The 15669-nt window shown below is 68.2% G+C and carries 14 protein-coding genes; 7 read left to right on the top strand and 7 right to left on the bottom strand.

What is annotated here, in order from left to right; all coding sequences use genetic code 11:
• Positions 1 to 12: 12 nt before the first annotated feature.
• Entirely contained in the window at positions 13 to 1764 is a 1752-nt protein-coding gene (locus VFU06_11835; protein ID HEU5210073.1) for an amidohydrolase, read from the top strand.
• A 189-nt stretch (positions 1765 to 1953) separates the two neighbouring features.
• Here the strand turns inward: VFU06_11835 and VFU06_11830 are convergent, their stop codons facing one another.
• From VFU06_11830 to VFU06_11820, 3 genes are all read right to left on the bottom strand, one after another.
• On the bottom strand, positions 1954 to 2664 hold the full coding sequence (locus VFU06_11830; protein ID HEU5210072.1) for an NAD-dependent deacylase: 711 nt from the start codon (positions 2662 to 2664) through the stop codon (positions 1954 to 1956).
• A gap of 210 nt (positions 2665 to 2874) precedes the next feature.
• Complete coding sequence (locus tag VFU06_11825) at positions 2875 to 4065, bottom strand: zf-HC2 domain-containing protein (GenBank protein ID HEU5210071.1); 1191 nt, start codon at positions 4063 to 4065, stop codon at positions 2875 to 2877.
• A complete protein-coding gene (locus VFU06_11820) occupies positions 4052 to 4582 on the bottom strand; it encodes a sigma-70 family RNA polymerase sigma factor (protein ID HEU5210070.1) in 531 nt (176 codons plus the stop codon). The genes VFU06_11825 and VFU06_11820 overlap by 14 nt, the downstream gene beginning before the upstream one ends.
• 197 nt (positions 4583 to 4779) lie before the next feature.
• On the opposite strand from VFU06_11820, the gene VFU06_11815 reads away from it, so the two are divergent.
• Entirely contained in the window at positions 4780 to 6456 is a 1677-nt protein-coding gene (locus VFU06_11815) for an AarF/UbiB family protein (protein HEU5210069.1), read from the top strand.
• Between the two features lie 110 nt (positions 6457 to 6566).
• Here VFU06_11815 and VFU06_11810 read toward each other — a convergent pair whose 3' ends face one another.
• Complete coding sequence (locus tag VFU06_11810) at positions 6567 to 7814, bottom strand: DEAD/DEAH box helicase (GenBank protein ID HEU5210068.1); 1248 nt, start codon at positions 7812 to 7814, stop codon at positions 6567 to 6569.
• Between the two features lie 454 nt (positions 7815 to 8268).
• Here VFU06_11810 and VFU06_11805 point away from each other — a divergent pair, with 454 nt between their 5' ends.
• Positions 8269 to 8436 (top strand): hypothetical protein, encoded by a 168-nt coding sequence (locus VFU06_11805; protein ID HEU5210067.1) that lies wholly within the window; start codon positions 8269 to 8271, stop codon positions 8434 to 8436.
• A gap of 593 nt (positions 8437 to 9029) precedes the next feature.
• Here VFU06_11805 and VFU06_11800 read toward each other — a convergent pair.
• From VFU06_11800 to VFU06_11790, 3 genes are all read right to left on the bottom strand, one after another.
• The gene (locus VFU06_11800) at positions 9030 to 10772 is read right to left on the bottom strand and encodes a histone deacetylase family protein (protein ID HEU5210066.1); all 1743 of its coding nucleotides are present in this window, start codon (positions 10770 to 10772) and stop codon (positions 9030 to 9032) included.
• 9 nt (positions 10773 to 10781) lie between these two features.
• The gene (gene argJ / locus VFU06_11795; GenBank protein HEU5210065.1) at positions 10782 to 11951 is read right to left on the bottom strand and encodes a bifunctional glutamate N-acetyltransferase/amino-acid acetyltransferase ArgJ; all 1170 of its coding nucleotides are present in this window, start codon (positions 11949 to 11951) and stop codon (positions 10782 to 10784) included.
• Between the two features lie 122 nt (positions 11952 to 12073).
• Positions 12074 to 13585 (bottom strand): FAD-dependent oxidoreductase, encoded by a 1512-nt coding sequence (locus VFU06_11790; protein HEU5210064.1) that lies wholly within the window; start codon positions 13583 to 13585, stop codon positions 12074 to 12076.
• Between the two features lie 416 nt (positions 13586 to 14001).
• On the opposite strand from VFU06_11790, the gene infA reads away from it, so the two are divergent.
• The 4 genes from infA to VFU06_11770 form a co-directional block, all read left to right on the top strand.
• Positions 14002 to 14241 carry a translation initiation factor IF-1 gene (gene infA, locus VFU06_11785; GenBank protein ID HEU5210063.1) on the top strand — a complete coding sequence of 80 codons (240 nt, stop codon included), beginning with the start codon at positions 14002 to 14004 and terminating at the stop codon, positions 14239 to 14241.
• A gap of 129 nt (positions 14242 to 14370) precedes the next feature.
• On the top strand, positions 14371 to 14880 hold the full coding sequence (locus tag VFU06_11780) for an LEA type 2 family protein (protein HEU5210062.1): 510 nt from the start codon (positions 14371 to 14373) through the stop codon (positions 14878 to 14880).
• Positions 14881 to 14965: 85 nt separating this feature from the next.
• A complete protein-coding gene (locus tag VFU06_11775) occupies positions 14966 to 15313 on the top strand; it encodes a hypothetical protein (protein ID HEU5210061.1) in 348 nt (115 codons plus the stop codon).
• Between the two features lie 114 nt (positions 15314 to 15427).
• Positions 15428 to 15669 (top strand): hypothetical protein (locus tag VFU06_11770; GenBank protein ID HEU5210060.1); only part of this gene is annotated, 242 nt, incomplete at its 3' end.

Raw genomic sequence — 15669 nt, 5'->3', positions numbered from 1 at the left:
CGGAGTGAATCCATGATGCAACGCCGCACTCGCGCTGCGTTCGTTCCTGCGCTGGCCGCCCTCGCGCTGTCGGCATGTGCTGCTGACCAGCCGCGCCAGGAACCGGCTGACCTGGTGCTTCGCAACGGCCACGTCGTCACGGTCGACTCGACACGCCCGGAGGCCGAGGCCGTCGCGATCCGTGGCTACGAGATCGTCGCAGTCGGGTCCGATGACGAGATTGCAGCCTACATCAGCGACGGGACGCGGGTCATCGACCTCGGCGGCCGCCTCGCGATCCCCGGCTTCATCGAGGGGCACGGCCACTACATGGGGCTCGGCAACGCGAGGATGATCCTCGACCTCACCACGGTGCGCGCGTGGGAGGATATCGTGGCGATGGTCGGTGTCGCCGCACGCGATGCGGGTCGCGATTCGTGGATCAGCGGGCGCGGCTGGCACCAGGAGAAGTGGGACAGCGTGGTCGAGCCGACGTTCGACGGAGTGCCGACGCACGCATCGCTGTCCGCCGTGTCACCGGACAACCCGGTATACCTGACCCACGCGAGCGGCCACGCGGCGTTTGCGAACGCGCGTGCACTCGAGCTCGCCGGCATCGACAGCGACACACCCGATCCGCCCGGCGGCACGATCGTGCGCGACGACCGCGGCAACCCGACGGGCCTGCTGCGCGAGACTGCGCAGGGTCTCGTGAGCCGCGCGATGACCCGCGCACTGGAGCAGCGTTCCGCCGAGGAGATCGAGCGTGAGTCCCGCCGCATGGTGCAGCTCGCCGGGCAGGAGGCAATCGAGAACGGCGTGACGTCGTTCCACGACGCCGGCTCCGACTTCGAGACGATCGACTTCCTGAAGCGCCTGGAGGCCGAGGGAACACTCCCCGTCCGGCTCTACGTGATGGTGCGCGGTGAATCCAACGAGACCATGGCCGAGCGGCTCGCGGACTACCGCATGGTCGCCGAAGGCAATGACTTCCTGACCGTTCGCTCCATCAAGCACTCCATCGACGGTGCCCTCGGAGCGCACGGCGCGTGGCTGCTCGCCCCCTATGCCGACATGCCGGAATCGGCCGGCCTGAACACCACCGAGCCCGACGTCATCGAGCGCACCGCGCAGATCGCCATCGAGAACGGGTTCCAGGTCAACACGCACGCGATCGGTGACCGCGCGAACCGCGAGGTGCTCGACATCTACGAGCGCACGTTCGCCGCACACCCCGACAAGACCGACCTGCGCTGGCGCATCGAGCACGCACAGCACCTGAGCCCCGCCGACATCCCCCGCTTCGCGGAGCTCGGTGTGATCGCCGCGATGCAGGGCGTGCACGCAACCTCCGACGGCCCGTGGATCGACAAGCGGCTCGGCGCCGAGCGCGCACGCACTGGCGCCTACGTCTGGCGCGACCTGCTCGACAGCGGGGCCATTATCGCGAATGGCACCGACGTCCCGGTCGAGCACATCAGCCCGATCGCCAGCTTCCATTCCACCGTAGCCCGCCGCCTGGCCGATGGCAGCGACTTCTTCCCCGAACAGCGCCTCACACGCGAGGAAGCACTGCGCACCTACACGCTCGCCAACGCGTACGCCGCCTTCGAGGAAGACATCAAGGGATCGATCACGCCGGGCAAGCTCGCCGACATCGTGGTGCTCTCGAAGGACATCATGACCGTCCCGGAGGAGGAGATCCGGGATGCGAAGGTGGACATCACCATCATCGGGGGTGAGGTGGTCTACGAACGGCCTGCTGCTACTGCGCAGCTTCGTTAGTCACGAACGGATTGTTTGCACCACGGAGGGCACGGAGAACACTGAGAACGGAGCGGGAACGGCTGTTTGATTGGTGCTGCGTCGCGGCTCATGGATTCCACCGGAATCCCGCTACGCCGTGACCTTCCAGCAAACAATCCGTTCCCGACGTCTCTGTGTTCCTCTGTGCGCTCCGTGGTAAAAAAAGGCCTACCCGAACGCCGCCTCCACCAGCCGGGGCACGACCTTCGCCGCCGGCCCCGCCAGCGCATGCACGCGCTCGTCCGGCAGCAGCGCCGGCTCGGGATTGATGTCGATCACCTGCGCTCCGGCATCCAGCGCCAGCGGCACGATCCCCGCCGCCGGCTGCACCTGGAGTGACGTTCCGATCACCAGCAGCAGGTCCGCGTTGCGCGCTGCTTCGAGCGCCGCCTGGAGCGCATCGTCCGGCAGTGTCTCACCGAACCACACCACGTCGGGACGGACCGGGGCCCTGCACCGGGTGCAGGGCGGCGGGCTCGGCGAGGCATCGTCGACGTCACGCGCAATCGCACCGCACGACGAGCAGCGCGAGCGCAGGATGTCGCCGTGCAGCTCGATCACGTCACGGCTGCCCGCCCGGCGGTGCAGGCTGTCTACGTTCTGGGTGATCAGCGAGAACGACGGCGCATGCTCTGCCAGGCGCACCAGCGCGTGGTGCGCCGCGTTGGGTGCCGCATGGCGCACCAGGGCGCGCCGCCATGCGTACCACTGCCAGACGATGTCCGGCTGGCGCGCAAACGCCTCCGGCGTGGCCAGGTCCTCCGGGCGGTAGTTCGACCACAGCCCGGTCTGCGCCTCGCGAAACGTGGGCAGTCCACTTTCCTTCGAGATTCCGGCCCCCGTGAGTGCCACGACACGCTGCGCCTCACGCAGCAGCATCGCGTACTCCGGGGGTATGGCGACAGCGGCGGCCACGCTTACGCGTACCGCCCGCTGCCGCTCGCACCAGCGACGGCAGGGCTTCTCATCTCGAACACTCTGTTGGCAGGTAGGAGGGATCGACGGTTCGAGTCGACGCGAATATGCGTCATCCGCCGCGCGCCGGACAAGGCGACCGTCGCAGGCACCGCCCCTGTCCGGCGCGACTCGCTACTGCAGCTCCCGGATCCGCGCGCTGAGCGTCTCCAGCCGCTCCACCGGCAGGGTCGAGCGGAGCAGGAACACGACTCCGTCGCGCTCGGTGAACAGATAGTTCCGCCCATCACCGAGCTTGCCGCTCTGCCCGGCCATGCCGGGCGAGCGCCGCCACTCGATGATCTCGAGGCTCGCGCTGTCCACCTGCTGCACGACGCGCGCGCGCCACGCCGCAGTACCGGTGCCCAGCCAGACCGACACGACCGGCGCGTCCGGCACACCGGCCACGCTCACACCTCGCTCGCGGGCCCCGGCAAGTGATTCGCCGCGCCAGGCGACGTCCGCCCCGCTCAGTGCGACCGATCCGGCCGCCGCTGCTCCGGAAGCACGGGCCGCCCCGGGTGACGGCGGAGCCGGGGGGGCCGCCTCGATTCTGGCAGCACGCGGTGCCTGGGCCACCGCCTGCGCCGTGTCCCGCCGCAGCATGTCGGCGAAACGCTCCCTCTCCCGGGACGGCTCGACCCGCGGCGCATCCTGCGGACGCTCACGAAGGGGCTGCTCCTGTACGGTCTGCGGCTCCGTTGCGGCCTTTGCGGCGGCTGTCTGCTCGGCCGCGGAAACTCGACGCTCCGCGACCGCTGCGGGCGCGGGCGGCAGTGTTGCGGGCTCACCGCCCGCAACAGCGGGATCCCGCGGAGCGGCAGACTGCACGGCAGCAGCGGCGCCCCCCTGGTCGACGGCCGCATCCACGGACTCGGCCGGCGCCGCCACCGTGCTTGGCGTCTGCGCATCCTCGATCACGTCCATGCCATCCACCCGCGATTCGGCCGGGGCATTGAACTCCGGCGACACGAGCAGGGTCCGCGCGATGACCGCCGCACCGAGGCCGACCACGAGCATGGCCGCCCACGCGAGCGGCGGCAGCGTCCACGAACGCGACCGCGCACCGCGAACGCCGCCCCGGGACGTCGCATCCGACTCCTCGCTGCGCCGCAGGATCTCGGCGAATGCCGGCATCTCCGGCTCGCTCTCGGGCACACCCGCGCCGAGCACGGCAGCCGCACGCTCCGCCAGCCGGCGCTCCTCCGCGACGCGGGCGCGACACCCGGCGCACATCGCGAGGTGCGCTTCCACGTCGATGCGCTCCTCCTGGCTCAGCGCATCGTCGACAAACGCGACGAGCAGCGCATCATCAACGTGTCGCATGGCGTCCCTCCATCGACTCATAGGCTGCGACCAGGCGACGCCGGGCGCGCGACAGCGTGGTGCCGATCGCGCCCTGCGCGAGACCTGTCTGCGCAGCAATCTCCTCGTAGCTCAGCCCCGCATCCCACAGCAGCAGCACCTCGCGATCACGATCGCTCAGACGACGCAGCGCGGCCTGCGCCCGCTGCCGCTCCTCGTCCCGCTGCACGTCCTCGCTCGCGTCGGGCGTGGCGCCGCCGCTCGTCGCCTCGGTGTCGCTCTTGAGCAGCGCGAGATGCTTCCTGCGACGTATCACCGTGCGCGCCTCGTCGCGCGCCAGGTTGGCGGCGATGGTGAACACCAGGGCACGCGGGTTGGACACCGTCGCCGCGCCCTCGCGACGCTCCTGCGCGAGCACACGTACGAATGCCTCCTGCGCAAGCTCCTGCGCCCGCTCCCGGTCCCAGACCTTGCGGTAGAGATAGCGAACGAGATCGCCAAACGTCGCCCTGTACACGGCTTCCCAGTCAGCGCTCAACGCCCTGCCCTTGCGCGGCCGCCCCGCGCGGTCGGTTCCGCCTCACCGGCTCTGCGCCACATTGGCGCCGCCCGCTCACCCGTCGGCCGCCGCGCCCTCATGAGAAAGGACGTCACAGCCGGTAGTTCCTGCACATCCGTATCCCGACAGTCCGGCGCGACGTTTGCACCTGTGCCGCGACCAACACGGGGAAGAATATGGGGATCTCGCTCAAGCCCAAGCACGTCGCACGCTACAGGGACCTTGCCGCACTGCTCATGAAGTATGGTCGCAGCGACGCTGTCAGGCAGGCTGGCCTGGAGCAGGCGCTGCCGGACAGTGCCGCCGACCGCGACGGCGCCGCGGCTGGCGACCCGCGCGACGACCTGTCCGATGAGCTCGCCAGCGACCTCGAGCGGCTCGGTCCGACCTATGTGAAGCTCGGCCAGCTGCTGGCCAGCCGCGCCGACTTCCTGCCGGCCTCCTACACCGAGGCGCTGGAGCGGCTCCAGGACAAGGTCGAGCCGTTCCCCTATGCCGATGTCGAGGAGACGATCGAGCGCGAGCTGGGCGTCCGCATCTCCAAGGCATTCTCCGAGTTCGACCCCGAGCCGCTCGCCGCCGCTTCGCTCGGCCAGGTGCACCGGGCCCGGTTGCGCGACGGCCGCGCCGTCGCGGTCAAGGTACAGCGACCCAACATCCGCGAACGGATCCTCGCCGACCTCGAGGCGCTCAACGAAGTGGCGCAATTCGCCGACGAGCATACCGACGCGGGGCGGCGCATGGCCTTCGCGCCGATGCTGGAAGAGTTCCGCCAGTCGATGATGCGGGAGCTCGACTACATCCAGGAAGCGCGCAACCTCTCCGTCTTCGCACGCAACCTGCGCGAGTTCGAGCTCATCGTCGTGCCCGAGCCGGTCGACGACTATACGACGTCGTGCGTGCTCACCATGGAGTACGTCCGCGGCAGAAAGGTGACTGCCGTCTCACCGCTCCGGCTGCTCGAGATCGACGGTGCCGCGCTCGGTGACGAGCTGTTCCGCGCGTACCTCAAGCAGATCCTCGTCGATGGCGTGTTCCACGCCGACCCGCACGCCGGCAATGTCTTCCTCACCGAGGACAACCGGATCGCCCTGATCGACCTGGGCATGGTCGGCCACCTCGCACCCGGGTTGCAGGACCAGCTCATCAAGATGCTGCTGGCGATCAGCGAGGGACGCGGTGAGGAGGTCGCGGAGATCGTGCTGGAGACCGGCACGCGCCTGGACGGATTCAACGAGAAGGCGTACACGCGCGCCGTCGCGCGGATCGTCGCCAGGCATTTCGATGCCGCGATCGAGCAGATCGACATCGGGCGCATCATCATCGAGGTCACCCGTACCGCAGGCGAGAACGGCGTCCGCATCCCGCCGGAGCTGACCATGCTCGGCAAGACGCTGCTGAACCTCGATCAGGTCTCACGCATCCTCGACCCGGGCTTCCGGCCGTCCGACGCCATCCAGCGTCACGCCGCCGAGATCATGCGCCAGCGCATGATGCGCGCGATGTCGCCGACCAACCTGATGGCCAACGCCCTCGAGATGGGCCAGCTCGTGCAGCACCTGCCCGCTCGCGTGAACAAGCTGCTCGAACGCCTCGTCAACAACGAGATCGAAGTCCGCGTCAACGCCATCGACGAAGCAGAGCTGATCACCGGTATCCAGAAAGTCGCCAACCGCATCACCACCGGTCTCATCCTCGCCGCCCTCATCATCGGCGCCGCCATGCTCATGCAGGTCGAGACCAGCTGGACCATCCTGGGCTACCCGGGCCTCGCCATGCTCTTCTTCCTCATCGCCGGCCTCGGCGGCATCGTGCTGGTGCTGGATATTTTCCTGACCGACCGGAAGAACTGATTCTCACCGCAGAGCGCGCGGAGGGCGCAGAGCCGGAAACGCCAGAGGACCCGCGGCAAGTGCCGCGAGTCCTCTGTGCAACTCTGTGCTCTCCGTGGTAGAACAAAAGCTCAGCCGACCTTGAGCAGCTCCTGCAGCTGTTCCGGCGTCAGGTCCGCCGCCTTGCGCGCACCCATCCGGTTCCCGGCACGGCCGGTCCGCGCGACCGGCTTTGCCGGCGTCTTCGGCTCCAGCAGGTTCGAATCGTAGTCGAAGCCCGGCAGCGAGATCCGCGGCAGCGGCTCCTTCAGGATGCGATCGATGTCGCGCATCTGCATCGCGTCCGCTGCCGACACGAACGTCACCGCCGTTCCCGCTGCGCCCGCGCGGCCCGTGCGGCCGATCCGGTGCACGTAGTCTTCCGGATTGCGCGGCACGTCGTAGTTGACGACGTGGCTGATGCCCTCGATGTCCAGGCCCCGCTGCGCGACGTCCGTCGCGACCAGCACCTGAACATGCCCGTCGGTGAAGGCCTCGAGCGCGCCGCGACGCTGCTTCATGTCCTTGTCGCCATGCATCACGTCTACCTTGACGCCCGCACGCTTCAGCTTGGAGACCAGGATGTCGGCACCGCTCTTGGTGGCCGTGAACACGAGCACCTGCTCCCAGTGCGTCTCCCGCAGGAGCTGGATCAGGAGCTCACCCTTCTTCTCCGAGCGCACCGAGTAGACGAGCTGCTCAACCTTGTCCGCAACCGTCGACTGCGGCGCCGCCTCGACCCATACCGGCTCCTTCAGGATCCGCAGCGCCAGCGCGTGCACGCCGTTCGGCATTGTCGCCGAGAAGAACAGCGTCTGGCGTTCCGTCGGTACCTCCCGCAGGATCGCCTCGATCTGCGGACGGAAGCCCATGTCCAGCATCCGGTCCGCCTCGTCCAGCACCAGCGTCCGCACCGTCGAGAGGTCGACGTTGCCGCGCTCCATGTGGTCCAGCAGCCGACCCGGTGTCGCGACGATCACGTCGAACCCGGCTCGCAGGTCGCGAATCTGCTTCCGCATCGGCATGCCACCCACGATCTCGCCGATGAACAGCTCCGCGTACTTCGTCAGGTCCCGCGCATCCGCGGCCACCTGCTGCGCCAGCTCGCGCGTCGGGCAGAGCACCAGTGTGTGCAGCCCTTCCTCGCCGATCTGCCGCTCCAGGGCGGGCAGCAGGAACGCACCCGTCTTGCCGGTACCCGTCTGGGCTATACCGACGACGTCCTTGCCTTCCTTCGCTGCGGGGATCGCCTTGGCCTGAATTGGGGTGGGGGTCGTCCAGCCCTGCTCGCGCGTGGCGCGCAGCAGCGGCTCACAGCTCGTGAGATCCTCGAATCGCATTCCTGTAGTTTTTCCTCGGCCCGCATCCTTGCCGGCCACCACGACGAGGTTCTTCTCCGCCTCGCCGCACCGCTCGGGAGCACTCGCCCCCGCAGCGCCACCGTGACGCTGCTCATTTGCCGCTCTGCAGTCCGGGCCCATCCCGGCCGTCCGGGCGTTCTCGCTCCCGCCGGACCCCGCCGACCCTGTCTGTCGACGGCCCGCAAAAAAAGACGACTCACCGGAGACGGTGAGCCGCCCAGCAGTGATAATCTAGCAGGCTTTGCCATGCAATGGAAGCGGAATCTGAGCCTTCCTCCACGTGGTGTATACGCCCGGCCAGCCGCGGAGCCCCCAGGGACCCCGCAGGGTGAGGGAGCAGGCGACGCCGCACGGCGCCGCCCGCTGGCGCGTCGCGGGGGTCAGGGCGGCACACCGCGTTCACCTGTTCGGTTCATCCCCATCAGGAGGAGTCGTGTCGGTCACGCTCGATGAGCGCATCATCAAGGACGGCCGGCAGGTCGGAATCATCACCATCTCACCGACCGGTCAGTACGGCTACTCGCTGTTCGGCACGCCGCACCAGGGCCCGGCGAAGGACGCCGACGAGGCCCAGCAGGCCGTGCTCCGCGCACTCGCCTGAGCCCGTCCGCTCAGTCATAGCCAGGCGGCGCCAGGTCTTCTGCGGACCGGCGCCGCTTTGCTTTGCCCTGGCGTTGGTTCTACCGCGAAGTCGCGAATGGCGCGGAGAACGCACAGACCTCCGCTGCCGGGCCGCCGTGATCACAGGCAACGTTGCTCGCATTCGCCCGGGCACGCATCAGTGCAACGTTGCCTTGGATTATCGTAGCCAACGTTGCTCGCATTCGTCCGGGCACGCATCAGTGCAACGTTGCCTTTGATTATCGTAGCCAACGTTGCTCGCATTCGTCCGCGGACGCATCCGCGCAACATTGCCTTTGATTATCCAAGCCAACGTTGCTCGCATTCGCCCGAGAACGCACCAGTGCAACGTTGCCTTTGATACGTCCGGTACAATCGTCACATGGAGGGGCCGAACCGTACAATCACCGCCCTGCATGCCCCCTCGCCTTCGCATCCTCGAGCGCCCCCTGCGCCCCCGGCGCCCCCTGCGGCCAGGCGCCCCCAGCGGCCCGGCGCCCGCGCCTCGACGGCGAGCGCCGCCCCCGGCGGCCCCATCGCGCCTGACGGTGAAGCAACCCGACCGCTCAACAATCACGACAGCCCGCCGTATCTCCCCCTCCACAACCCCGTCAGGAACCGCCGCGCGTTGCGACCGATCGCGGACGTCCGGTAGCCTCCCTCCTGCACGACCAGCGTGGGCAGGTCCAGCGCGCCGATCATCTCACCGTTCTTCTCGAAGTCTTCCGACCTGAGCGACCAGGTCCCCGTCGGGTCCCCGCGTGCGGTGTCCAGCCCGAGCGCCACCACCAGGTACGCCGGCGCGAACGCGCGGATGTGCTCGAGCGCATTCTTCAGCACACGCCGGTAGCCCGTGCCGTCCAGGTTCTCGGGCAGCGGGATGTTCAGGTTGTAGCCGAAGCCACGGTCACCACCGCGCTCGTCGCGGAAGCCGGTGAAGTACGGATACGCGAAGGACGGGTCCCCGTGGAGTGAAACGGTGAGCACGTCGTCGCGGGTCCAGAAGATCTCCTGCTGCGAGTTGCCGTGGTGGTAGTCGATGTCCAGGATCGCGACGCGCCCGCTGCCCGACAGGTAGTGTGCCGCGATGGCGCTCGTGCCGAAGTAGCAGAAGCCGCCGAACGCTCGTGATTCTGCGTGGTGTCCCGGCGGCCGCACGAGCGCGTACGCGAACGGATACGCCTCTAGCACCTTCTGCGCGGCGGTGAGCGCACAGTCGACCGCACGTCGTGCTGCGCGGAACGCGCTTCTGCTGAGCGGCGTGAACGTGTCGATGCAGTAGTAGCCGGCGCGCACGGCGAGGTCTCTGGGCGGCCGGGTCGCGTTGCGGATGGGGAACACGTACGGATACACGACCCGCTGCTCGGGCAGTGAGCCGGAGATACGGCGCAGGTACTCGACGAAGTCGCGGTCGTGCACGGCGAGGATGTGCGACTCCGGGAAGGTGCGTGGCTCGACGCGCTCGAGGAAGGGCAGAGTGCGCAGCTCCCGCTCGATCGCATCGATCCGAGCCGGCGCCTCGACATACCCGCGCTCACGCACGTGATGGATCGCGTGCAGGTCCGTCACCACCAGCGCCATGCGACGTCCGGGCGGCAGTTTCTCCGTTGCCTTCGTCGCTTCCGGCTTCGTGTACTTCGGCTCGCGCAGACGGACGGGATCGTCGCGGATCGAGTCGACGACCATGTCCACGTAGTCGGGTGGGCAGTGATCGGCGTAGCGACGCTCGAGGATCGAACGCACGATCTGCCGCGCCTGCCGTCGCGTCGGCCGCGTGCCCTGCCCCAGGTCGTCGAACACGAGGAACGGCGCACACTCGTCCTCGGGGCGAACGGGAGTCTCGTACCTCGTGCCGATGATCGGGTACGCGCCGTAGCGCTCGTAGAAGCGGAGCCGGGCGGCGTTCTGCCGCACCACCGCCGGGTCGCGGCACAGGGCAGGATCGTCGGGCAGCGCCTCGAGGAAGATGCCGATCGCATCGAGCGCGAGCGCCTCGTCGCGAACGCGGGTGTAGAGCGCGCCGCCGATGCCGCCGCCGGTAAGCCCCTGCCCCGCCGACATGAAGTCGAGGTAGCAGAACCGGAGCTTCCGGTCGTGCAGCAGCAGCGCGAACCCGAGCACATCGCTGCGCCGTTCCGCAACGAACAGGATGGGACGGAACCCGTCGGGCGCGGGCGAGTGCAGCATCTCGCCGAGCTCCTGCACCTTGGATTCCGGCAGCGAGGCAAACTGCGCGCGCAGAATCTCCTGCACGTGCTCCACGACGGCCCGGTCCTCGGGCAGGACCTTGTCGAAGACCCGCCGGATCCGGAACACGCGCCGCGCCTAGCTGGAGTAGTAGGCTGCGTTCTCCCTGACGTAGCCCTCGGTCAGATCACACCCCCACGCGCGTGCCTGCGCGGCGCCGACGCCGAGATCGATCTCGATCTCGACGGGATCGCCCGCCAGCGAGACGCGCAGAGCGGCCTCATCGAACTGTCGGCGCATGCCGCCCGCGATCACCTGCGTGCCATTGATCCACGCACCGGTCTGCGACGGCTCCACGCGCGCATCGAAACACTTGCCGATGGCCATCAGCACGCGACCGACGTTCGGGTCCGCGCCATACGCCATCGTCTTGATCAGCGGCGAGTCCACGAGCGAGCGAGCGACGGTACGCGCGTCCGTTTCCGACGCCGCGCCCCGGACGCGCACGCGCAGCAGCTTGGTCGCGCCCTCTCCGTCCCGTGCGAGCAGCTCCGTCGTGCGCTCGCAGAGCGCGTGCAGCGCCGCGGCGAACGCCGATTCGTCGACGTCGCCTGCCAGTCCGTTCGCCAGGATGGCACAGGTGTCCGACGTGCTCGTGTCGGTGTCCACCGACATCATGTTGAACGTGTCGTCCACCGCGGCACGCAGCATCGCATCGAGGCGATCGGCAGCAACGCGCGCGTCGGTGAAGATGTAGACGAGCATGGTCGCCATGTTCGGCGCGATCATGCCCGACCCCTTGGCGACGGCAGTGATCGTCGCATCGCCGACGGACAGCGACATGGCCTTGGGATACGTGTCCGTCGTCATGATGCCTTCGGCGCCGACCCGCGGATCGGGCTGCAGGTCCGCTGTCATCCCCCGCACGCCGGCCTCGATCCGGTCGATCGGCAGCGGCAGCCCGATCACGCCGGTCGAGCTGACGAGTACCCGCGCCGGATCGCAACCGACTTCCGCACCCGCGGCCGCAGCCATCCGCCGTGCGTTGGCGAGCCCCTCCGCGCCCGTGCCGACGTTGCTCACGCGGCTGTTCACGATCACGGCACGCAGCACACCACCGCGGATCGTCTCGCGTCCGAGCAGCACCGGCGCACCCGGAAAATGATTGCGCGTGAACACTGCGGCTGCCGCAGCGTCCACCTCAGAAACAAAGAGCGACAGGTCCCGGCCCGTCGCCTTGATCCCGCAGTTCCGGCTCGCGCACGAAAAGCCGCGCGGAAAAACCGGTGTATCGTGGAACTCCGTCATTCCTCTCCAGTGTGCCTCACGGTGATACGACCTCTTCCGCAGTCAAACCCGTCCCGTGCCCGCCCGGCGAGCCACGCAGCGGCGAACGCCGGGCTCACCACCCCACCTGCAGTCATGCCGCCTTACTCCGCCTCTTCCAGCGGCGACATCGCCGGCCCCATCATCACTTCGCCCGTCGGGCTGAACCGCGAGCCGTGACACGGGCAGTCCCACGACGACTCCAGCGGATTCCAGTGCACGACACAGCGCATGTGCGTGCACAGCGCAGAGCACTCGTGCACGGTGCCATCCTCCGCGCGATACGCCGCGACTGCACCGCCGTTGCGCCGCACGACGCGGCCTTCGCCCCGCGCCAGGTCATCGATGTCGGTGCCCATGCCGGCGGTCAGCCGGTCGAGCGTGAACACCTTCGCGACGTTCAGGTTCTCACGCGCGAACTCCTTCAGTGACTTCGGCCGGCGCGCTGGATCGTACACGTCCTCGAGCGGATTCGCACGGCCTCGGATCAGATCCGTCACCAGCCGCGCGCCGGAGATGCCGTTGGTGAGACCGTCGCCGGAGTCACCGGTGATCATGTACACATGCTCCCTGTCCGGCTGGCGCCCGTTCAGCCCGAGCGCGTCAGCCGGCTCGAACACCTGGCCGCTCCAGCCGTGGGTGCGCTCGCCCAGCCCGTTGAAATGCGCGCGGGCCCACGCCTCCAGCCGATCCAGCCGCTCCGCGCCGTCCTCGGCCTGGCCACACTTGTGATCTTCGCCACCCACGATCAGCAGCTCCCGATCACCCGCCTCGCGGATCAGCCGGCAGTAGTGGTACGGATCCTCATCGTCGAAGTACATCGCGTCCGGTACTGAACCGGGTTTGACTGCCAGCGTCACGACGTACGTTCGATACGGCGCCTGCTTGGTGTGCACGTTCGCGTAGTCGGTGAACGGGGTGTTGGTCGCGACGACAACCGCCTTCGCCTGCACGCGCACCCCGCCGCGCGTCTTCACCGTGACGACGTCGCTCTCGCTGTCGACGTCGCTCACGAACGAATCACCGTGGATCGAGACCCCCGCAGCAGCAGCAGCGCGGGCGAGTCCATGGATGAAACGGAGAGGGTGGTACGTGGCCTGGTGATCGAGGCGCAGGGCGAGTCCATGGCCAAACGGGTCGTAGAGCGGCTGCTGGTCCAGCGCGGCGCTGATACCGGCTGCCCCGCAGGCGTCGCGCTCCGCGGCCAGGCGCTCGGCGCGGTCCTCGTGCACGGAAAAGAGAAATGCCGGAATGCGACGGAACCCGCAGTCGATCCCTTCCCGCTGCGAGACCTGCTCGATCCAGTCCACTGCCCGGCCATGGCTTTCCGCCACGTGCCGCGCCGCGGCCTCGCCGTGCTCGCGCGCGATCAGGTCCATGCCGTCGTCGATCCACGCCGTGAGATGCGCCGACGTACGCCCCGACTCTCCGCCTCCCGGCTGGACCCTGTCCAGCAGCACCACGCTGGCGCCCTCGCGTGCCAGCAGGTAGGCGGCGGCCACCCCGGCCTGCCCCGCGCCGATCACCACGACGTCCGCGGTCGCATTCTGCTGCAGTTTCGGGTAGTGGACGGGCTCCGTCGTGTCCATCCAGATCGATCTCGTGCCGTTTGCCATTGCGCGTCTCCGTTGCGGGTCTGGCGCACAGGGCAGGCGATATGCCACGACGGCGCGGGGCTTGCGATCAGGGTAACGCAACGAAATCGGGCCGACAGGCGTCTATATATATGAGGCCATCTGGGAGGGTGGACTCGAGGCGCCGCCGGCAGCGTGGAACATCAGGTGGCGGTTCGTCGTAAGAGGCAGTAACAGAATTCGGGTACGGACTCCGGGGCTTCCTTCCTCTATTGCGCGCCCCCGGTGTTCGTACCCGGATTCTTTTTTGCCGTCCAGAGCCAACGCTCGAAGGGACGGGATTGTGACAGGACGCCTCCTCCGGGTGACGGAAACTCGTCCCCCTTTCCGGAATCGCCTGCAGGTCATTATCTTTCAATGCTTTGTGAGCGACAACGGAACTCCGGCCGAGGAACTGGATGGCGAAACAGGGTGGGATTGAAATGGAGGGCGTCGTGACCGAGGTCCTCCCCGATCGGAACTACCGCGTGCTGCTGGACAACGGGCACACGGTGCTGGCGTACGCGGCGGGCAAGATGTCGAAGTTCAAGATCCGCGTGCTGGTCGGCGATCGTGTCTCCCTCGAGCTGTCGCCCTACGATCTCTCGCGCGGCCGGATCACGTACCGCCACAAGGCTGGCGGCCCCGGTCCGACCTGATTCCGGCTCGACCGGCGAATTCGTCGATACGCGCGTGCTCCCGCAATGGGGCACGCGCGTTGCATTTTTCCGGCGCCCGAAACACCGGGACGGAGGTGCCCGGCGGGACTCCACCATGACGAGGGTGCGATGAAACGGATGGGGATGGCCGGCGTGGCCGGCATGACACTGCTGCTCGCTGGCTGCGCGCAGCTCGGGCTGAGCTCGATCGTGCAGCCGCCGCGCTTCTCGTCGGCGAGTGGACGCAACGCCGAGATCCGGCTGCTGGGTCCCTCGGCGTCGCGCCCGCTGGGCGGCGCCGCGATCCGCATCTATGCGCACGTCGAGAATCCCAACACCTTCGGGCTCAACCTGACCCGTCTTGCCGGGGACCTGTTCCTTTCGGATACGCGCGCGGCCGACGTGAGCTTCCCCCTGGGGCTGCCGCTCTCCGCACAGCAGGACACGGTCATCCCGATCGAGATCGGCCTGAGCTTCTCGGAGCTGGAGGGGCTGGCCGACGTCCTGGGACGTGTGCTTTCGAGCAACCAGGTGGACTACCGGCTGGATGGCACCCTGTCGATCGATGCGGGGGCGCTGGGCGAGCCGAGCTTCGGGCCGCAGACCTGGCTGGAGGGGCGCGCCCAGGTTTTCCGCTGATCGCGAGCACGCGCACGCCGCCCTGAAACCCCGTGCTGACGGGGTCCGTACTGCTCCGGGTGTGACAACTCCAAGGAGCCTGCGGATGCAATCGACCGAGCGGATTCTGCTGCGAGACCTCGCGATCTTTCAGCTCAAGCTGTTTCTCGACGGTCTCAAGGACGTGGTGCTTGCACCGGTCTCGATCGTCGCGGCCGGGATCGACCTGGTGCTGCCCGGCAAGCGGCAGGGGCATCGTTTCTACGCCGTGATGCGCATGGGTGAGCGGTTCGACCGGTGGCTGAGCCTGTTCTCGGCGGCGAACCGCGCCGAGGGTGGCGACGACGGCCTCTTCGGTCCGGAGCGCGCCGATCCCGATTCGATGCTCGGCAGGATCGAGTCGATGCTGTTCGACCAGATGGAACGGGGCCGCGGCACGCAGCGGGCCGCCTGACCTGCGGCAACGCGCGGCAGACCGCCTGACCTGCGGCAACGTTGCTGCCTGACCCGCAGCAGCGTTTCCGCGCCGCGCGCCGGGACGCGCTTCCTGCCAGACCTCCACAGAAACGTGCCGATTCGGCGCTCCTGCACTGCCGGGAGCGCCGATCTTCTGTTCGGTACCCGGCGCGCGTATTGCAGCGGAGCGCGGGGTGCCCGGGCCGCCTGGCGTCAGACGGGCTCGTGCAGCATTCCATTCCTGCGCGCGACGTACCGCGCACAACCGCGAGGACAACTCGACATGGCGTATCCGTTCCAGCTCCCCGACCTGCCGTACGCGAACAACGCGCTCGAGCCGCATATCGACGCCCG

This window comes from Longimicrobiales bacterium (assembly GCA_035764935.1).
GTDB lineage: Bacteria > Gemmatimonadota > Gemmatimonadetes > Longimicrobiales > RSA9 > DASTYK01.
Note: the sequence above shows the minus strand (reverse complement) of the source record. Positions and strands in the feature narration are given on the sequence as shown.